This is a genomic window from Marinobacterium ramblicola (genome assembly GCF_019084545.1).
Lineage (GTDB): Bacteria > Pseudomonadota > Gammaproteobacteria > Pseudomonadales > Balneatricaceae > Marinobacterium_D > Marinobacterium_D ramblicola.
This window is the reverse complement of the sequence record NZ_JAHREP010000008.1, coordinates 85,142-103,247: the sequence shown is the minus strand read 5'-3', so window position 1 is coordinate 103,247 and position 18,106 is coordinate 85,142. Positions and strand designations below refer to the sequence as shown.

At 59.9% G+C, this 18,106-nt stretch carries 18 protein-coding genes; 15 read left to right on the top strand and 3 right to left on the bottom strand.

Annotation, left to right across the window (positions count from 1 at the left end; translation table 11 throughout):
- Positions 1–84: 84 nt before the first annotated feature.
- Positions 85–966 carry a LysR family transcriptional regulator gene (locus KQ940_RS08030; RefSeq protein ID WP_217412915.1) on the top strand — a complete coding sequence of 294 codons (882 nt, stop codon included), beginning with the start codon at positions 85–87 and terminating at the stop codon, positions 964–966.
- On the opposite strand, the gene KQ940_RS08025 is transcribed toward KQ940_RS08030, so the two are convergent.
- Positions 963–2,840, bottom strand: a complete 1,878-nt coding sequence (locus KQ940_RS08025; RefSeq protein WP_217412914.1) for a methyl-accepting chemotaxis protein — start codon at positions 2,838–2,840, stop codon at positions 963–965. The genes KQ940_RS08030 and KQ940_RS08025 overlap by 4 nt on opposite strands.
- Before the next feature lie 190 nt (positions 2,841–3,030).
- On the opposite strand from KQ940_RS08025, the gene KQ940_RS08020 reads away from it, so the two are divergent.
- Positions 3,031–3,909: an EamA family transporter gene (locus KQ940_RS08020; protein ID WP_217412913.1), complete on the top strand. Its 879-nt coding sequence runs from the start codon at positions 3,031–3,033 to the stop codon at positions 3,907–3,909.
- Here KQ940_RS08020 and KQ940_RS08015 read toward each other — a convergent pair.
- Positions 3,817–4,476: a TetR/AcrR family transcriptional regulator gene (locus KQ940_RS08015; RefSeq protein WP_217412912.1), complete on the bottom strand. Its 660-nt coding sequence runs from the start codon at positions 4,474–4,476 to the stop codon at positions 3,817–3,819. The two genes, KQ940_RS08020 and KQ940_RS08015, sit on opposite strands and share 93 nt — an antisense overlap.
- 111 nt (positions 4,477–4,587) lie before the next feature.
- Between KQ940_RS08015 and KQ940_RS08010 the strand changes: the two genes are divergently transcribed.
- Both KQ940_RS08010 and KQ940_RS08005 read left to right on the top strand, forming a co-directional pair.
- On the top strand, positions 4,588–5,232 hold the full coding sequence (locus tag KQ940_RS08010) for a glutathione S-transferase family protein (RefSeq protein WP_217412911.1): 645 nt from the start codon (positions 4,588–4,590) through the stop codon (positions 5,230–5,232).
- A gap of 112 nt (positions 5,233–5,344) precedes the next feature.
- Positions 5,345–6,127, top strand: coding sequence for a TSUP family transporter (locus KQ940_RS08005; RefSeq protein ID WP_217412910.1), 783 nt, complete (start codon positions 5,345–5,347; stop codon positions 6,125–6,127).
- 7 nt (positions 6,128–6,134) lie between these two features.
- On the opposite strand, the gene KQ940_RS08000 is transcribed toward KQ940_RS08005, so the two are convergent.
- Positions 6,135–6,461: a c-type cytochrome gene (locus KQ940_RS08000; protein WP_217412909.1), complete on the bottom strand. Its 327-nt coding sequence runs from the start codon at positions 6,459–6,461 to the stop codon at positions 6,135–6,137.
- A gap of 177 nt (positions 6,462–6,638) precedes the next feature.
- On the opposite strand from KQ940_RS08000, the gene KQ940_RS07995 reads away from it, so the two are divergent.
- The 11 genes from KQ940_RS07995 (at position 6,639) to KQ940_RS07945 (ending at position 18,074) form a co-directional block, all read left to right on the top strand.
- Entirely contained in the window at positions 6,639–7,310 is a 672-nt protein-coding gene (locus tag KQ940_RS07995) for a thermostable hemolysin (RefSeq protein WP_217412908.1), read from the top strand.
- Positions 7,294–8,841 carry an AMP-binding protein gene (locus KQ940_RS07990; RefSeq protein WP_217412907.1) on the top strand — a complete coding sequence of 516 codons (1,548 nt, stop codon included), beginning with the start codon at positions 7,294–7,296 and terminating at the stop codon, positions 8,839–8,841. The genes KQ940_RS07995 and KQ940_RS07990 overlap by 17 nt, the downstream gene beginning before the upstream one ends.
- 10 nt (positions 8,842–8,851) lie before the next feature.
- Positions 8,852–9,517, top strand: coding sequence for an iron-containing redox enzyme family protein (locus KQ940_RS07985; protein WP_217412906.1), 666 nt, complete (start codon positions 8,852–8,854; stop codon positions 9,515–9,517).
- Positions 9,518–9,524: 7 nt separating this feature from the next.
- Positions 9,525–10,322 (top strand): SDR family oxidoreductase, encoded by a 798-nt coding sequence (locus tag KQ940_RS07980; protein ID WP_217412905.1) that lies wholly within the window; start codon positions 9,525–9,527, stop codon positions 10,320–10,322.
- Positions 10,319–10,975 carry a tetratricopeptide repeat protein gene (locus KQ940_RS07975; RefSeq protein WP_246589866.1) on the top strand — a complete coding sequence of 219 codons (657 nt, stop codon included), beginning with the start codon at positions 10,319–10,321 and terminating at the stop codon, positions 10,973–10,975. Before KQ940_RS07980 ends, KQ940_RS07975 begins: the two co-directional genes overlap by 4 nt.
- 187 nt (positions 10,976–11,162) lie before the next feature.
- Positions 11,163–11,654, top strand: coding sequence for a paraquat-inducible protein A (locus tag KQ940_RS07970; RefSeq protein ID WP_343222634.1), 492 nt, complete (start codon positions 11,163–11,165; stop codon positions 11,652–11,654).
- A gap of 283 nt (positions 11,655–11,937) precedes the next feature.
- A complete protein-coding gene (zapE, locus tag KQ940_RS07965) occupies positions 11,938–13,062 on the top strand; it encodes a cell division protein ZapE (protein WP_217412904.1) in 1,125 nt (374 codons plus the stop codon).
- 122 nt (positions 13,063–13,184) lie between these two features.
- A complete protein-coding gene (locus KQ940_RS07960) occupies positions 13,185–14,105 on the top strand; it encodes a diacylglycerol/lipid kinase family protein (protein WP_217412903.1) in 921 nt (306 codons plus the stop codon).
- Complete coding sequence (locus KQ940_RS07955) at positions 14,105–14,965, top strand: metallophosphoesterase family protein (RefSeq protein WP_217412902.1); 861 nt, start codon at positions 14,105–14,107, stop codon at positions 14,963–14,965. Before KQ940_RS07960 ends, KQ940_RS07955 begins: the two co-directional genes overlap by 1 nt.
- Positions 14,966–15,134: 169 nt before the next feature.
- Positions 15,135–16,850: a type II secretion system ATPase GspE gene (gspE, locus tag KQ940_RS07950; protein WP_217412901.1), complete on the top strand. Its 1,716-nt coding sequence runs from the start codon at positions 15,135–15,137 to the stop codon at positions 16,848–16,850.
- Positions 16,851–16,856: 6 nt separating this feature from the next.
- Positions 16,857–18,074 (top strand): type II secretion system F family protein, encoded by a 1,218-nt coding sequence (locus KQ940_RS07945; protein WP_217412900.1) that lies wholly within the window; start codon positions 16,857–16,859, stop codon positions 18,072–18,074.
- Positions 18,075–18,106 lie beyond the last annotated feature (32 nt).

The following is an 18,106-nucleotide window of genomic DNA, read 5'->3' as shown; positions in this document are numbered from 1 at the left end:
CTCAAGGTTAGTCGAGATTAAAGCGTGTGAAAATCGATTATTTTGCGCTAATCTGTGAGAAAAACTGACAGGTTTGGATTTGCTATGAGTGATCCCTTACCTTCGTTGAATGCGTTGCGAGCGTTCAATGAAACAGCACGGGCGTTAAGTGTTACACGTGCCGCACAGACCCTGCATGTCACGCACGGTGCGGTCAGCAGGCAGCTGCGCCAGTTGGAGGAGCAGCTGGGCGTGATGCTGTTCAAGCGCGAGGGGCGCGGCCTGGTGCTGACGCCGGAGGGGGAGCTGTTGCGTGCTTCAACCTCACAGGCGTTTGAACAGCTGACTCAGGCCTGCGATCAGTTGAAACGTCGTGCGGCCGATGCCCCCATCGTGCTCAGTTGCTCCGGCAGCTTTCTGGCGCGCTGGTTTATCCCGCGCCTGGACAGGCTGCAGCATCAGTGTCCGGAATTGAAGTTGCATCTGACCGCCAGCGAAGAGGCGCAGTGGCCGCTGGGACCGGGAGTGGATGCGGCGCTGCGTTTCGCTGAGCCTCCCTGGCCCAACGACGCCGATGTGATCGATCTGGCACCGGAGTTGATGGGGCCGGTGATGAAGCCCGAGCTGCTGGCGGGGCGGAGTGCGGATGATCCCGCCTGCCTGTATGAGCTGCCGTTGCTGCATACCCAGTCTCGCGCCCAGGCCTGGCCGATCTGGTTCGACAGCATGGGGCTGGATCTCGCCAGGATGCGGCGTGATCAGCAGTTTGAACACCTCAACTACATGCTGGAGGCGGCACTGGTGGGCTTGGGCGCTGCCATCGCGCCGGCTTACCTGGTCGAGGAGGATCTGCGTACCGGGCGGCTTGTGGCGCCCTGGGGCTTTATCGAAACTCCGACGCGGTTGGGGCTCTGGATGCCACAGGGGAGGGGAGACAAGCGGACCGACGCCCTGGCCCGCTGGCTCAGGGCGTCGTTGCGCGGTTAAACCTTGAACCGGTTCAACTCGCTGTCCTGTTGTGCGGTGAGTTCGTTCATCTGCGCACAGTTCTGCTTCTGTTCCTGGGCGGAATCGGCCACCGAACGGCTGATATCGCGAATGTTGGTGGTGTTGCGGTTGATCTCCTCGGCGGTGGCACTCTGTTCCTCCGCTGCGGTGGCGATCTGCACCGTCATCAGGTTGATCTGTTGGATCCGCTCGCGGATGGTACTTAATGCCGTATCCGCTTTGGCGCCGAGAGAGCTGGTATCGGATGCCTTGTTGCGACAGCTGAGAATCACCGCTTCGGCGCTGCCGACGCCGGTCTGCAACTGATCGATCATCGCCCGGATCTCGTCGGTGGATTTTTGCGTGCGTGATGCCAGCGCCCGCACCTCGTCCGCGACGACGGCAAAGCCACGGCCCTGTTCACCGGCGCGAGCCGCCTCGATCGCCGCGTTCAGTGCCAGCAGGTTGGTCTGCTCGGCGATGTCGGTGATCACGGTCAGGATGGAGGCGATGTTGTTGCTGTAGCCGGACAGCGCATTGATCGTATGCACCACATCCTCCATGTCCCGTGCCAGGCTGTCGATGGAGCCGGTGGTCTGATTGACGATATGGGCGCCATCCTCGGCGGCCTGCTCTGCGTCGGACGCTGCATCGGCGGCCTGCTGGGCACTGCCGGCAACCTCGTGGGCAGTGGCCGACATCTCATGCATGGCGGTGGCGAGTTGGTCCAGTTCGTACAGCTGTTTCTCCAGTGATTGCGCCGCATGGGTAGCGGATTCCGCCGTCATGCCGGTGTTGCTGCGCACATTCTGTGAGATCGACTTGATGTGCTGAATCAATGTCTGCAGGAACTCCAGGAACTGGTTGAACTCCTGGGATACCTGGCTTAGCTCGGCACTGCTGGAGATATTCAGGCGGCGGGTAAGATCGCCGTTGCCGCTGTTGATTTCGCGCAGCGAGGCGCTTAGCTCCCGCAAAGGCTTGAGTTGGCCGACCAGGGTCAGGTAGAGAATGACGGAGGTCAGCAGGGCGGTAATCAGCGTGCCGATCAGCGCCAGCCAGCCAAACTGAGCCGCGTCGGCCAGCACCTTCTCCTTGTCCAGCACTACGCCGATCAACCAGTTGCTGCCGCTCAACCCCTTGAGCGGATGGAAGGCGGTGAACACCGAGGTTTCGCGCACTGCAACCTCCTGCAGCGTCGACTTGAGCGCAGGCTTGGTACCAAAGAGCTCTGACACCGGTTTGCCGTTCAGTTTGGCATCCGGGTGGCTGATGATGTTGCCGTCGGCGCTGACCAGGAATGCGTAGCCGGTGTTGTTGAAATTCAGCGTGTTCAGTGCATCCGAGACCGTTTTCAGGCTCAGGTCGCCGCCGAAGGCGCCCATGAATTTGCCCTTGTCGTACAGGTTGGCAACTACCGAGATCAGGATGTCGCCGCTGTCGAAGTCGGTGTATGGGGCGGTCAGTACCGCTTGCTTGTTCCCCTTGGCGTAGGGGTACCAGGGGCGGGCACGCGCATCCCAACCATCGGTGTTCCACTCTGGGTCATTGGTGATCGCTTTGCCGTCGCTGTCCAGTCCGCCGAACACGAGATCGAACTCCCGCTGCAGCAGGGGGGCGTCAAAGGTTCTCTGGATCGTTTCACGGCTGAAGTCGGCGCTGATCTGTTCCGACATCAGGTCGACCAGGCGCAGCTTGCCGTTCAACCAGTTGGTGATCTGGTTGCCGAGAATCTTGCTCGAATCGCTGACGTTACGCGCCATATTGTTGTATAGCGCATCGCTGACGTTGCGATATTGGATAAACGAAAGCAGGGAGAGCGCGAGGATTACGATGGTTGAGCTGACCAGGGCGATCTTGTGCGAGAGTTTCATCAGGCTTGACTCAGTTTACGGTTCTGGTGGTATTCGTCCGTGAGTCAAAAGGTCCATTTTTATTTTGGGAGTGGCACCGGTAATTCTATTGCATTTCATCTGTAATCGATCGATTTGGCGAAAACTTTATACAGAAATCTCGTAACCGGCTGGATAGAATGCAGACTTTTTGTAACGGATGAGTATTTTCATGGGGTTATGGATACCGTTCACGATCTTTGCCGCGTTTATGCAGTCCTGGCGCAATGCGTTCCAGAATCGTCTGAGCAAAGAGGTGAACACGGCCGGTGTGACGCTGGCGCGTTTTCTTTGGGCCAGTCCCCTGGCGGCGCTTTACCTGGCGCTGCTGTACGGGTTCAAACCGGTGGCTGTACCGAGCTTCGATAGTGTTTTCATATTGACTATTCTGGCGGCGTCGGTCTCCCAGATATTTGCCACTGCATTGATGGTGATGCTGTTTCGCCTGCGCAACTACGCGGTGGGCGTGGGGTTGGCCAAAAGCGAAGCGGTAATCGCCGCCATGCTCGGCGCGTTGTTCTTCAGCGCGCCGTTGACGCTGCTGGCCTGGATCGGCGTGCTGATCGGTGCGTTGGCGGTCTGGCTGATGAGCAATACCCATGTGGTTCACGAACTGTCACTGAAAACGGTGCTGACCGGATTGGGGAGTGGACTCTGCTTCGCCCTGACCACCCTCTGGGTGCGTGAGGCGGCACTGATGCTGGAGCTGAGCTTTCCGCACAGCGCGGCCTGGGTGCTGCTCTGGGTGATCTCGACTCAGACGCTGGTGCTGCTGGCCTGGCTGTTGATACGTGACAGGCAGACCCTTGTCGCGCTTTGGCAAAGACCGAAAGCGGTGATGCTGACCAGCCTGTTCAGCTGTCTGGGCTCGATCGGCTGGTTTACCGCCATGAGCCTGGAGACGGTAGCGATGGTCAAGACCCTCGGCCAGGTGGAGGTGCTGTTTACGCTGGCGATATCAGCCCGCTGGTTCCGCGAGAAGCTCGGCACGCGCGACCTGTGGGGCCTTGCCTTCATCGTTGTGGGCGCGATCTGCGTGATCATCGCCTGATTCCCTGCACAGGATGTCGTCGAGAATTGCCGAGCGGCAGGTTTCAAGCAATGTCTGCGACAGGCTGTCATCGTTGAGCGCACGGGCGACCGCGACCCCTCCGATCATCATCACCACCCGTTGCAGGGCGCGTGCGTAGCCCTGCTCATCCGGCTCCTGCCGGACTACCTCGACGAGGCCGCGGAATACCCTCGTCCAAATATCCCTGACCTGTTCATCGCGCTGGGCGATATCGCTGACCAGGAACGCCAGCGGGCAGTGCAGGCTGTCACCGCTGATGTGCTCGCCACTGAGGTAGGCGGTAACCACCCGTTCCAGGTGCTTGTCGGGTTCCGCCCCCGGGCGCAGTCTTGAGTCCCGCGCGTTGCGTGCCGCCGCCAGAATCGCTTCACCATAAAGCTCGCTCTTGGAGGAGAAGTGCGCGTAGAAGGCGCCGCGAGTCATGCCTGCTTCGCTCATCACCTGGTCGATGCTGACCTTATCGAACCCCTGCTGGGCGAACAGGCGGGCAGCGGTGATCAGGATGCGTTGGCGGCTGCGTTCCTTGTGATCGGGGCTCCAGCTCATGGTGCTGATCCTCTGCTGTCGGCGTCAGGGTCTGGCAGAATATGACCTTGAACATATTGTGAAAACTGTGAGGATACAGCGGACAAATCGAATCGGAAAGGGAGACCATCCATGGCAACACTGCATATTCTTGGGCCGACATTCAGCAACTTCGTGCGCGCTGTCATGCTCTGTTGTGAGGAGAAGGGGATCGACTACACCGTCGGCCGGGAGCTGGAGGGAAAGAGTATCGGCCTCAAGAGCGAAGAACATCTCAAGCTCCACCCCCACGGCAAGCTACCGGTGCTGATCCACGGCGACCGGGTCATCTTCGAAACCGCGGTGATCTGCCGCTATATCGATGCTGCATTCGAGGGCCCGGCACTGCAGCCGGACGAGCTCTGGGAGCGTACCCGGGTCGATCAGACCGCGGCCGAGATTGCGCTGTATATCGATCAAGCGCTGGTGCGTAAGTTGCTGCTGGAATTCGCTTTTCCCAAGGGCGAGAACGGCAGCGTGCGCATGGATGCGGTGGAGCAGGCGATACCGGAGGCGCGCAAGGCGCTGGCTCGTGTCGAGGCGCTGCTTGGTGAGCGTGAATTCATCGCCGCTGACCAATACACCCTGGCCGACGCGCTGTTGACGCCGATGCTCGACTATATCAGCGGCTTGCCGATCGGCCCGGATCTGATCCCGACAGGTGGAGCGCTAGACCAGTATCTTCAGAGGATGAGAACCCGACCTTCGGGCATCAAGGTACTTAAATCGCGCCGCTGACCGGCGCGCGAACCCGGTTTCAGAATGCGGCGGCAAAGTTTTACCCAGCTGCATTCTGGCCGTCATCGAGACCTGTTAAGCTGGGCGCTTTTGTGTCCGGCGGGAGGGGAAGATGACGGATCTGCTGTGGTGGCAATATGCACTGATTGGCCTGTGCTTCGTGTGGAGCGGCTTTGTTCGATCCGGACTGGGCTTTGGCGGTGCGGTGCTGTCGCTGCCGTTTCTGCTGCTGATCCTCAATGAACCCCTGATATTTCTGCCGGTCATCTCCATCCATCTGCTGATCTTCTCCTCCTGGATCGCCTGGCAGGGGCACCGCGCCCAGCGTGACAAGCCGGGCGAGGGCAATATCGACTGGCGCTATCTCGGTCACTCGATGAAGATCATGATCATCCCCAAGCTGGTCGGCGTGCTGGGCCTGCTGACTCTGCCGGGCGAGATCATGAGCAGCATCATCTTTATGATCGTTATCGTCTATGCCATAGGGTATGTGCTGAATCGGCCTTTTCGCAGCAACCGGCCCTGGGTCGACAACCTGTTCCTGGCGCTGGGCGGCTATGTCAGCGGCACCTCGCTGATCGGTGCGCCGTTGATCGTCGCGGTTTATGCCAACCATGTCGCCAAACACCAGCTGCGCGATACCCTGTTTGTGCTCTGGTTCATCCTGGTCGCGATCAAGATGACCTCGTTCATCATCGCCGGGGTGGATCTGCAGCTGATTCATCAGCTCTGGTTGCTGCCCTGCGCCTTTGTCGGTCACCTGATTGGCGAGCGCTTTCACCGCTATGTGGTCAGCAGCGAGACACCCCTGTTCTTTCGTGTGCTGGGCATAGTATTGATTGCCGTCAGTGTGCTGGGGATCGCGCGGCAGTTGTCGACCCTGTGGGTCGACTGAGACTGATTCACTTCACTGCGAGCTTGCGCAGCAAGTATTGGGCAATATTGCGTGCCTGTTGCTCGCTCAGCTGGGAGAAGCTGGGCATATCCGGCATCTGTGTCTTGCCATGCAGAATCAGTTGGGTTACCTGTGCTTCGGTCATCTTGGTCGTTCTGTTGGCCGGAATCCCCTCGAGAAAAGAGCCGTTACCGCTCTCCTTGTGACAACCCGCGCAGTAGTAGTTGAACAACTCCATGCCGTTGGTGCTGTTGGAACCGGGCTCCTGTTGTCCATCGCAGGCGCTAACCGCGAGGGTGATTAGCGGTAACGCGACTAGTCGAGCCGTATTCATCTGCCTTACTCCGACATCAGTGATCTCGCGACAAGTATATGTCCAATATCCAAATGGTGACAATTGTGACATTGATAGGTTGTTTGATCGGTGTCAGCTTTTCCGGAACCGCTTAATATTCGCTTAAGTATCCCCCGTTTTAATCAGCTGCAAGCATCTTAAATCGGGGTGAGATCTATGCGGTTCACCGGGAATACTGCGCTTTGGCAAGAGCAGGATACAGGGTTCAAACTGCTGGCTTCGGACAGCCCGTCTGCGGAGCCGGTCAAGGCGCGGATACGCCAGACTTACCGACAGGTGTATGGGGCAGAGCTGCACCATTTCATGCCGCTCCTGCTCTGGCTTCATGGTACGGAGACAGCCGTCGGACTATCGCCGGGTAGCAGCGGCGCCATGTTTTTGGAGCACTACCTGGATCAGTCGGTCGAACAGGCGCTGCAGCAGGCTGTCGGGTCCGATGTTTCGCGCTCAGGCGTAATCGAGCTGGGCAATTTCGCTGCCGGCAATGTGGGCGAAACCCGGCTGTTGATACCGATGCTGGCCAAGCTGCTGTATCGCCTCGGCTATGAATGGGTCGTCTTTACCTCCACCCCCACACTTAAAAACAGCTTTCGCCGCCTGGGTGTCGAGCTGGTCACACTGGCCTCCGCCGATCCGTCCCGTGTACCTAACGCCGGGTGTTGGGGCAGTTACTACGACTGTGCGCCCCAGGTGTTGGCAGGCTCCATTGCCCAGGCGATGCCCGGTCTTGCTCAGCTGGAAGCCAGGCGGGTGGTAAGAAGCCGTGCACGAGGGCTGGCCATTGCTCGACGGACGATGCAGGGGGCTGAACATGTCGGGACCGCATGAAGCGTTGCAAAAAGAGCAACCCGAGGGGCTGCTTGAACGGTTAAGAGCCGCGGCCGATACAACGCCCAAAAAACGCATGGTCAGCGATGACGAGCAGTGTCTCGATGCGGCGGCGCTCTGGCTGCGGGTGGAGGCGTTGTCGCGCTGGTTGACCGATACCGGCTGCCAAGTGCTGGCGGTCATGCTCGACAACCGTGTCGATTGGGTATTGCTTGATCTGGCGGCGCGGCACGCCGGTATCTGTATGGTGCCGGTACCGCTGTTCTTCTCTCAGGAGCAGATCGCTCATCTTCTCCAGCAGGCGGGCGTCGACCTGATGGTGGTCGAGTCGACGATTCCCTGGCCGGGTAGCGCCCAGCTAGCAGCGCCCGCAGAGCTTCGGCGGCTGCGGGTGATCAGCCTCGAGCCGGGTGATTCACGACCGGATCTGAACGGGGTCGCACGGATCTCGTTCACCTCGGGATCGACGGGGCGGCCTAAAGGGGTTTGTCTGTCCGCGGCGAACATCGAGCGTGTAGCGGTTGCATTGAACGATCGGTTGCGGCCACTGGCGGTCGAACGGCATCTGGCGACCCTGCCGTTGGCAACGCTGCTGGAGAATATCGCCGGTGTCGATGTGCCGCTGCGCAGCGGTGCCGAGGTGGTGTTGCGGCGGATGCAGCGACTGGGGTTCGAGGGCTCCAGCGGTTTCAATTCCTTGCACTGGGCTGCCGCTATCACCGAGGTGGCGCCGCAGAGTCTGATCCTGATTCCGCAGCTACTGCAGGCGTTGCTGGCCGTGACCGCCGCCGGCGGCTTATCGGCTCAGCAGTTCAAATTCATTGCCGTTGGTGGCGGCAAGGTGGCGAAGGCCCAGATCGAACAGGCCCAGGCCCTGGGCCTACCGGTACACGAGGGCTACGGCCTGACCGAGAACTGTTCGGTGGTTGCCGTCAATACCCCGGCAGAGGCGCGTATCGGCAGTGTCGGACGTCCATTCGATCATCTGCAGCTGCGCTTCGATGACAGCGGCGAGCTTCACATCCGTGGCGATAGCCTGATGCTCGGTTATCTCGGTGACGAGCGTCGTGCCGGTAACGACTGGCTGGCCACCGGCGATATCGGCCATCTCGATGCGGATGGTTACCTGCATATCAGTGGACGGCGCAAGAACATCTTTATCAATAGCTTCGGTCGCAACCTGTCGCCTGAGTGGGTGGAGTCCGAGGCACTGGCGCTGGATGGCATCGATCAGATCGCGCTGATCGGCGATTCCCGGCCCTACAACGTGGCCCTGATCGTCAGCCGTGAACTCGACCTGGTGCAAGCCGGGCTCGATCAGCTTAATTCACGTTTGCCGGACTATGCGCGGATTCAACGCTGGATACAGGTGAAAGACCCCTTCAGTTACGACAACGGATGCCTGACCGCAAATGGGCGACTGCAGCGGGAGCAGATTCAGACACGCTACCGCGACGCTATCGAAGCACTCTATGTACAGGATGTACGGTATGCCGCGGGCGCATGGATGCGCAGGAGCGGCGAAGTTTGAGGAGAGATACATGGGATTTTTTCAACGTCTGCAGCAGGAGACTCAGCCGCTGCGTGAACGGTTACTCAACGCACCGGTAATCCGGGCCTGCGCGCGTGGCGAGGTCTCGCTGGATACCTACATCGCGTTTCTGACTCAGGCCTATCACCATGTGCGCCACACGGTACCGCTACTGATGGCCTGTGGCGGTCGGCTGGGGCCTGAATATGAATGGCTGCGTGAAGCGATCGCCGAATATATTGAGGAGGAGCTGGGCCATCAGGAGTGGATTCTGAGCGACCTGGCGGCGTGCGGTGTCGATCCGGACAGCGTGCGTAATGGGCAGCCCTCTCTGTCGATCGAGCTGATGGTGTCCTATCTGTATGACTGCATTCAGCGCGGCAACCCACTGGGTTTTTTCGGCATGGTGCAGGTGCTCGAGGGCACCAGCGTCAGCATCGCAACGCCGCTGGCGAAGATCATTCAGCAGTGCCTGGGGCTGCCCGACAGCGCCATGCGTTACCTGACCTCCCACGGCGAGCTGGATCAGGATCATATCCGCTTCTTTGAGGGGCTGATGGACCGGGTCGATGGCGTCGAGGATCAGCGGGCGATCATCCACAGTGCCAATGTAGTGTATCGCCTGTATGGCGATATGTTCATGGAGCTACCGCTGCCCCGTACACAGGCGGCTTGAGGTCTGTATGGAACTGAATGGAAAACAGGTGCTGCTGACCGGAGCCAGCGGCGGCATAGGTCAGGCGCTGGCACTGGCGCTGGCAGAAAAAGGTGCGCAATTGACCCTGTTGGGTCGACGTCAGGAACCATTGGATGCCCTGTGCAACCAGCTTGCGGGGGAGGGGCACAGTGCCCTGGCAGTTGACTTGAACAACTCTGCAGCGCGAGCGGAACTCTCCTATCGGCTGGGCGATAAACGGGTCGATATCCTGATCAACTGTGCCGGTAGCAACCAGCTGGGCTGGTTGGTGGACCAGAGCGAAGCCGAGATCGAACAGCAGATCGGCATCAACCTGCTGGTGCCGATGCTGTTGATTCGTCAGCTGCTGGCGCGTCTCAACCAGGAGAGGGCGCTGATCGTCAACATCGGCTCCTCGTTCGGCGCCATCGGTTACCCCGGTTATACCGCCTACTCGGCGGCCAAGTTCGGCCTGCGCGGGTTCTCCGAGGCGCTGCGCCGTGAGCTCTCCGATACCAATACCAAGGTGCTCTATGTGGCACCCAGAGCCACCGACACGGCGTTGAACTCCGAGTCGGTACGGGCGATGAACCAGATTCTCGGCAACCGTATGGATTCGCCGCAGCGGGTTGCCACCGAGGTGATACGCAGTATCGAGCGGGAGCGGGACGAAACCTATATCGGTTGGCCGGAACGCCTGTTTGTGCTGATCAACAAGTTGAACAGTGCCCCGGTTACCCGGGCGATCCGGGGGCAACTCAATATCATCCGCCGTCATGCCATAGAAGCGAGGAGCGAGAGATGAAGCATGTTAAGTCAGCAGTACAGCTGTTAACGCTGGGGATGGCCCTGGGCAGTGGCGCTCTGTGGGCCGCGACATCCGCAGACGCGATGGAGAAGGTTGGCGAGCTGCAGCAGGCCTGGGCCCATATCAAGTACGAGCTGCCTGAGCAGCAGCGGGAGAAGGCGTTCGAGCAGCTGGCCGAACGCGCCCGTGGCTACGCCGAAGCGAATGGCGACAGTGCCGAGCTGCTGATCTGGGATGCGATTGTGCTCAGCACCTATGCAGGAGAAAAGGGCGGTCTGGGGGCGCTGTCGCTGGTCAAGGAGGCGCGCAGCCGATTGGAAGCGGCGCTTGAGGTCGACCCCTCCGCATTGGACGGTAGCGCCTATACCAGTCTGGGATCGCTCTACTACCAGGTGCCGGGCTGGCCGGTAGGCTTCGGCAACGACAAGAAAGCCGAGGAGCTGCTGAAGCAAGCGCTGAGCCTGAACCCGGATGGTATCGATTCCAACTTCTTCTACGCCGATTTCCTGCTCGACCAGGGGCGCAAGGAGGAGGCGAAAGCGGTGTTTGAGAAAGCGTTAGACGCACCGCCCCGCATTGGCCGTGAACTGGCCGATCGCGGACGCCGCGATGAGATCAGGGACAAGCTGGCACAGTTGAACGCAGAGTAACTCTAGGCAGTCAGACGGGACTAAGCGCGCCCGGGATCTGGTATCCTTGCACCCGAAATAGGGTAAAAGGATGGAACGACACCATGTCTCTGGAGCTCAAGTATCCGCCGCGAGTGCCGGCGTGGCTATGGCTGACGCTCAGCGTTTTCAGTAGCCACCGCTTGCGGGGGCAGTCCGGGGCTTCGCTGTGCTGAAAAGTCCCCGCTATCTGCAATGGTTGGCGCTCCTCGCCGGTATTCTGCTGTTGGTCGGCATGGTAACACCCTTGCTGACTCTGACCCGGCTCTGGTTCTTTGATGAACAGATATCGATTCTGACCGGCATCGCTAAACTCTGGACCCAAGGCCAGTATCCGATCTTTCTGCTGATACTCTTTTTCAGTGTAATCCTGCCGCTGGCCAAACTGGGGCTGCTGGTCCGTCTGCTTACACTGGGCACCACCAACGGCCGAACCAGGCGGATCTTGCACGTGATGCATGAGTATGGCCGCTGGGCGATGCTGGATGTGATGGTAGTCGCGATGCTGATCGTGACCGTCAAACTGGGTGTGGTTGTCAGTGTTCAGGTGCACTACGGGCTGTATATTTTCGCGGCGGGAGTACTGTTGACCATGCTGGTGACTCGGCAAACCGTTCACTGGCTTGAATCGAGCATCCACTCCAAACCGGAGGAGCGTTGACCGGGGAGAGCGTGGCAGCGCTGTTCCTCGACTGGGTGCCCAAACAGATGAACTGTAAAATAAACGATTCGGCTGATCAAAACTGATTTTTGAAATATCTATTTATATCTCTAGAAGAAATGATTTTTGTTTTTGGCTCAGGATAGTCCGATATTGAAGGCTCAGAGCAATTGGCTTCTATCTGTCTTTGCTATGCTCAGGCCCGCACGGAATCATCTTCCAAGGCTTGCCTCCGTCGGTTCAAGACGGGATGATTTGGCCGGTTTTGTGAACGGAGCAGCCTGTGTCGTCGTTTTCCCCCCGTGATATTTACCAGCGCGCCCTGCGACAGGGCTTTGTCGATGACCCGGCACAAAGCAAGGCCGTGGAAAGGTTGCAGCTTTGCTATGAGGCGTTGCATTCGCCCCGAAGCAAGAGCACGCGCGGTGTCTACCTCTGGGGACCGGTGGGGCGCGGTAAAACCTGGCTGATGGACCGCTTCCATGAGGGGCTGTCGGTTCCCGTGCGGCGTCAGCATTTTCATCACTTCATGCGCTGGGTGCACAAGCGTCTGTTCGAGTTGACCGGTCAGAGCGATCCGCTGGCGAGGGTGGCGAGGGAGCTGGCCGCGGAGCTGCGCGTGCTCTGTCTGGATGAGTTGTTCATCAATGATATCGGCGATGCGATGATCCTGGGCCGCTTGTTCTGTCTGCTGTTCGACAACGGCCTGGTGCTGGTGCTGACCTCAAATCAGCCGCCGCAGGAACTCTACTCAAACGGGCACCATCGCGATCGCCTGCTGCCCGCCATCGCTGCCATCGAGAAGCATATGGATATCGTCGATGTGCGCGGCCCGGAGGATCACCGTCTGCATCCCGGGGCGCACACGCAGCGGTACTGGATACGGGATGCCGGCAAGCCGGAGCTGATGTCCGAACTGTTCGAACGCCTTGCCGGGGAGAGGGGGCATACTCAGCCACTGATGATCGGTGATCGCAGTATCGACGTGTTAAGCCAGAATGCACAGGTGCTTTGGTGCAGTTACGATCAACTGTGCGAAGCACCGCTCTGGGCCAACGACTATATCGCGCTGTGTGACCGTTTTGAGCACATCCTGTTGAGCGATCTGCCGCTGCTGGTCAGCGAACAACATCTGTCGGGGATCGCCCGCGGTACCGAGGATGCGGCCGAGCGCGTCGATACCGGTGACCGCGAGATGCCGCCGCTGTCACTCCGCGATAACGGCGTGCGCCGGTTTATCGCTCTGGTCGATGAGTGTTACGACCGCGGCGTTCCGCTCTATCTTGAGGCGGCGGTACCCCTGGATTCGCTCTATCCACAGGGCTATCTGGAGTTCGCCTTCAGACGAACCTTGAGCCGCCTGAAGGAGATGCAGCTAAGCCGGTTTGGACTGCAAACGGTGGGCTGACCCGGACCTGTCCCATACCAAGAAGATCGCCGATTATCCCGGTCTCGCACATCGGTTGGTTGGTAATACAGAGTTCAGGCAATAAACTCTTATTAAAACAGGGTGTTGCCTTGCGAGGAACGATGAGCGGAAAGGGGACGGTCCATATCCTGGCCAACGGCCACTCCGGACAGGGCCAGGCTGAACGGGTTGCCGGGAAAGCGCTGGCGTATTGTCGGGCGCAGGGCGTTCCGGCACGGCTTCATCTGGGCCGGCACAAACGAGAACTCCATGCCTGTATCAAGGAGGCCTGCCAGTCGGCGGGTCGTGATCAAGGGCGGGTGCTGGTGGTGGGTGGCGATGGTACCATCCGCGCCGTCAGCGAAGCGCTATGCGGTACCGATACGCCGATGGCGGTGGTGCCAACCGGCACCTTCAATTTCTTCAGCCGTAACCTGAACATTCCGCTCGACACCGATGCCGCGATCAAGCTCGCGCTGGAGGGGACTCCGAGACGGGTCAACCTGGGCCGGGTCAACCAGCGTATCTTCAACAACAACGCCAGCTTCGGCCTATATGCGCGGATGATCCGCGCCCGTGAGCAGCATACGCGCCGTTTCGGCCGACACCGCATGGTGGCGATCCTGTCCACGTTACTGACCCTGATGCGCCGCTACCGCTCGATGAGTTTGACGCTTAGCACCGGCGATCGGGAGCGCACCCTGCAAAGCCCGATGGTGTTCGTCGGTATCAACTCATTTCAGCTGCGCGGTGTGGATCTGGATTTCGACCATCAGCGTGACGCACTCAATCTCGGTGTCGTGGTGATGAAACCGGTCAGCGGTTGGGCGCTGTTTCGACTGAGTCTGCGCGGCCTGATGCGCAGGCTCAGGGATGAGAACAGTCTGGAGCACTTTTATACCGATCGGCTGGAGATTCGTGCCGACCGCAGGCGTATCACCGTTGTGCTCGACGGTGAACGGTTAAGAATCGAAACACCGCTGAGATTCAGCATCGAAACCGGTGCACTCTGGGTGGTGGCGCCTGACGAGGGGCGGGCGTGATGCGCATCGTTCATCTATCCGACCCCCATTTCGGTACCGAGCAACCGCAAGTCTGCGATGCACTGCTCGAGCGGATCTCGGAGCTGGTGCCCGATCTGGTGGTGCTTTCAGGCGATATCACCCAGCGCGCCACGGCGTCTCAGTTCGATAGCGCACATCGGTTCGTCGCCAGGCTGCCGGAGGTTCCGGTATTGGTAGCGCCGGGCAACCACGATATCCCGCTCTGGGATCTTGGTCGGCGGATATTCTCCCCCTACGGGCGCTTTAGCGAGCGTTTCACGCTGCCGCCCTTTGCCTGGAGTGATAAGGGGGTACAGCTGCTGGCGCTGAACTCGGCACCGCGCTGGCGTCACCGCAATGGCGAGTTGGCGCTGGGACGATTATCGAAACAGCTGAACGAGCTGACCCGCACGCCGGCGCGTCATCGTATTGCCCTGTTTCACCACCCGGTGGATTGCAGGCGCCATCAGGACCGCCACAACGTTATCCGCGATGCCGAGGGGATCTGTCGTGTGCTGAACGACTACGGTGTCGACTTGGTGATGGGCGGCCATATCCACGATCCGTTGATGCGAACCTCCGAACATCTCTATCCGTCACTGCAACCAACTCTGGTCTTTCTGCTCGCCGGTACCTGCGTCTCTTCGCGCACGCGGGTGGGGGCGCCCAACTCCTTCAACCTGATCGATATCCGCAGACCAGGGCAGGAGATGATGATCGAACGTTGGGATATGGAGCGTAATCTGGGCGAGTTTCATCCGGTACAGCTGTGCCAGTTTCTGAAAACGGAAACGGGCTGGGTATTGGGTGAAGCGCAGCGTCCGGATCACCCGGATCGGCGGTCGCTACCGGTCTCCTGATTCGACAATAAATACTTGACGGTCGATGCAAATCCGTTACCCCCGTCTATAGTGTCTGTATACCCGAGAGGTGGTGTGCGTCTCCTGAACCTGCAACTGTTACGTCAGCTTTACACCTCCCGGTAGTTTAAGGATACGGAGCCCGTTTTTATGGGCAAGAAGGGCGATGATGAATGACACATTGCCAACCCAGCCGGATCCGCAGGAGGAGGAACTTGCCAGAATTCTAGTACAGCGGGGACTCCTCAGCGAAGTCGACTTGAGTCGGGTCAATCAGATGCAGCGCGGGCAATCGGAGCCGACGCCGCTTACTCCTCTGCTGGTTAAATTGGGCCTGGTTTCCGAGCGAGATGTCGCCACCGTCCTGGCCGAAGCACTGAAGCTCCCCCTGATAAGCAAAGAGCAGTTTCCCAAGGATCGGGCACTGGACGAGCGCCTGTCGCTCAGGTTCCTGCGTGAATATCAGTTGCTGCCGCTGGAGCCGGAGGGCGAGCGCCTGCCGGTGGCGATGGCCAATCCTCTCGATCGTTACGCTTGCGAGGCGCTGTCACTGGCACTGGATGTGGCGGTGGAGCCGCGCGTAGCATCGGGCTCCGATATTCTGCAGGCGCTGGATCAGCTCTATGGCGAGGGGCAGAGCCAGATGGGCGATATCCTGGCCGATGTGTCGCCGGGTGAGGAGCAGGAGGAGAGCGTCGAGGAGCTGCTCGACCTGGCCAGCGGTGCGCCGGTGATCCGGCTGGTCAATCTGATCATCCAGCGAGCGGTCGAGGCGCGCGCCTCCGATATCCATATCGAGCCGTTCGAGAGTCGGCTCAAGGTGCGCTACCGTGTTGACGGTGTGCTGCAGGAGGGCGAGGCGCCCCCGGTGCACCTGTCTCCGGCGGTGATCTCCCGCCTCAAGATCATGGCACGGCTCAATATCGCCGAGCGTCGTCTGCCCCAGGATGGACGTATCGAGCTGAGAGTACAGGGCAAGGATCTCGATATCCGTGTCTCCACCGTGCCCACCATGCATGGCGAGAGCGTGGTGCTGAGGCTGCTGAACCGGGAGAGTATCTCCTTCGATTTCCAGTCGCTGGGTTTTACCGATGCCTGTCGGGCTCAGCTCAATGACCTGCTGGCGATCCCCAACGGCATGATCCTGGTGACCGGTCCGACCGGTAGCGGCAAGACCACCACGCTTTACACCGCACTTCATCAACTGAACACACCGCAACGCAAACTGATCACCGTCGAAGATCCGGTGGAGTACCAGCTCGAGGGGATCAACCAGATCCAGGTGAAATCCTCCATCGGTCTGAGTTTCGCCAACGCCCTGCGCTCCATCGTGCGACAGGACCCGGATGTGATCATGGTTGGTGAGATGCGTGACCTGGAGACCGCTCGCATCAGCATCCAGTCGGCGCTGACCGGTCACCTGGTGCTCTCCACCCTGCATACCAATGACGCCGCCTCCAGCATCACCCGTATGCTGGAGATGGGGGTCGAGGATTATCTGCTGACCTCCACATTGAATGCGGTGATAGCACAGCGCCTGGTGCGCCTGCTTTGTCCCCACTGCCGCGAGTCCTATGAGCCGTTGGCGGAGCTGGTACGCGAGACAGGTCTGCAGCGTTTCGCCGGTGAAACGCCGATACGACTCTGGCGTGCGCCGGGTTGCAATCAGTGCCAGGGTACCGGCTTCCACGGCCGCCTGGTGATCCATGAACTCCTGCTGATGAACGACGAGATCCGCCGTCTGGCGCTCGATCATGCCGACAGCGGCCGCATTCAGAATGCAGCACGGGCCAACGGCATGCGTACCATGTATGAAGATGGCTGCACCAAGGCGCTGCAGGGGCTGACCAACCTTGAAGAAGTCATTCGGGTGACTCAGGAGTGATGGTCTATGCCCCAGTTTATCTACCGTGCCGTCACCCAGGAGGGAGAAGAGCTCAAGGGAGAGCTGGAGGCCCGCGACAGCCAGAGTGTTGTACGCCAACTGCAGGGCAAGGGGTTGATCCCCTTGCTGGTGGAACCCGCCGGCGCAGGGTTAAACCTGGCGTCTTTCCTGAAACTGGAGAGGGGGGGCAAGAGTCGGCAGCAGCGGGTGTTGCAGTTCACTCAGGATCTGGCCGAGCTGATGCGCGCAGGTCTCTCGCTGGATCGAGCGTTGCAGATTATCTCCAAGGTCAGCGACGACCCGGAACAGCGCGCGCTGCTCAAGCGCATAGAGGAGGGGGTGCAGCGCGGACGCTCCCTGTCACATGCCCTTAAAGAGCAGGATGGCCTGTTCTCTGCGTTCTACGTCAGCATGATTCACGCCGCCGAAACCGCCGGCAGTCTGGCTGAGGGGCTGCAGGACATGGCGTTCTACCTGGAGCGCAGCCGGGCGCTGCGCGAGAAGGTACTCTCGGCCCTGCTCTACCCGATGATCCTGCTGTTTGTCGCGATCCTCTCTCTGGTGGTGATCCTCACCTATGTCATCCCCCAGTTCGAACAGCTCTTTGCCGATATGGGCGAAGCGCTGCCGCTGCCCACCCGTGTGGTGATGGTAATGGCGGATTTTGTGCGCCTGTTCGGTCCCTGGATTCTGATTGGGCTGATCTTGGCAGGAGTGGTGTTCCGTCAACGCTTGAAACAGGCCGATGTGCGTCTGCGCTGGGATCGTCTGCTGCTGCACCTGCCGCTGGTCGGCGGGCTGATTCAGCGTATGGAGACGGCGCGCTTCAGCCGCAGCCTGGGCACCCTGCTGCATGGCGGGGTGCCGATGGTGAACGCACTGCAGATTGCCAGAGGCACCCTGGTCAACCAGCATCTGGCGTCGCTTATCGCCCAGGTGGCGGATGGCGTCCGCGAGGGGCGCCGGCTCGGCGAGCCGCTGCACGCCACCGGTGAGTTTCCGCCGCTGGCGATCCAGATGATCCAGGTCGGCGAAGAGACCGGGCAACTGGACGAGATGCTGCTGAAGGTGGCGGAGCTGTACGACCGCGAGGTCGGGCTGAACATCCAGCGGATGCTGACGATCCTGGAACCAATGTTGATCGTCGGCCTGGGCGTGCTGATCGCCGGGATCATCATGTCGATTCTGGTGGCGATCATGTCGATTAACGAGCTGCCGCTTTAGGGCCTGATCTGATGGCTGAGCTGATGCCAAAA

Bases quoted from the DNA above. Each gene is read 5' to 3' on its own strand.
- gspE (WP_217412901.1), top strand. From the start codon at position 15,135: ATGAATGACACATTGCCAACCCAGCCGGATCCGCAGGAGGAGGAACTT.
- KQ940_RS07945 (WP_217412900.1), top strand. From the start codon at position 16,857: ATGCCCCAGTTTATCTACCGTGCCGTCACCCAGGAGGGAGAAGAGCTC.
- KQ940_RS07990 (WP_217412907.1), top strand. From the start codon at position 7,294: ATGTCGGGACCGCATGAAGCGTTGCAAAAAGAGCAACCCGAGGGGCTG.
- KQ940_RS07995 (WP_217412908.1), top strand. From the start codon at position 6,639: ATGCGGTTCACCGGGAATACTGCGCTTTGGCAAGAGCAGGATACAGGG.
- KQ940_RS07960 (WP_217412903.1), top strand. From the start codon at position 13,185: ATGAGCGGAAAGGGGACGGTCCATATCCTGGCCAACGGCCACTCCGGA.
- KQ940_RS07955 (WP_217412902.1), top strand. From the start codon at position 14,105: ATGCGCATCGTTCATCTATCCGACCCCCATTTCGGTACCGAGCAACCG.
- KQ940_RS08025 (WP_217412914.1), bottom strand. From the start codon at position 2,840: ATGAAACTCTCGCACAAGATCGCCCTGGTCAGCTCAACCATCGTAATC.
- KQ940_RS08030 (WP_217412915.1), top strand. From the start codon at position 85: ATGAGTGATCCCTTACCTTCGTTGAATGCGTTGCGAGCGTTCAATGAA.
- KQ940_RS07975 (WP_246589866.1), top strand. From the start codon at position 10,319: ATGAAGCATGTTAAGTCAGCAGTACAGCTGTTAACGCTGGGGATGGCC.
- KQ940_RS08005 (WP_217412910.1), top strand. From the start codon at position 5,345: ATGACGGATCTGCTGTGGTGGCAATATGCACTGATTGGCCTGTGCTTC.
- KQ940_RS08015 (WP_217412912.1), bottom strand. From the start codon at position 4,476: ATGAGCTGGAGCCCCGATCACAAGGAACGCAGCCGCCAACGCATCCTG.
- KQ940_RS07985 (WP_217412906.1), top strand. From the start codon at position 8,852: ATGGGATTTTTTCAACGTCTGCAGCAGGAGACTCAGCCGCTGCGTGAA.
- KQ940_RS08010 (WP_217412911.1), top strand. From the start codon at position 4,588: ATGGCAACACTGCATATTCTTGGGCCGACATTCAGCAACTTCGTGCGC.
- KQ940_RS07980 (WP_217412905.1), top strand. From the start codon at position 9,525: ATGGAACTGAATGGAAAACAGGTGCTGCTGACCGGAGCCAGCGGCGGC.
- KQ940_RS08000 (WP_217412909.1), bottom strand. From the start codon at position 6,461: ATGAATACGGCTCGACTAGTCGCGTTACCGCTAATCACCCTCGCGGTT.
- KQ940_RS08020 (WP_217412913.1), top strand. From the start codon at position 3,031: ATGGGGTTATGGATACCGTTCACGATCTTTGCCGCGTTTATGCAGTCC.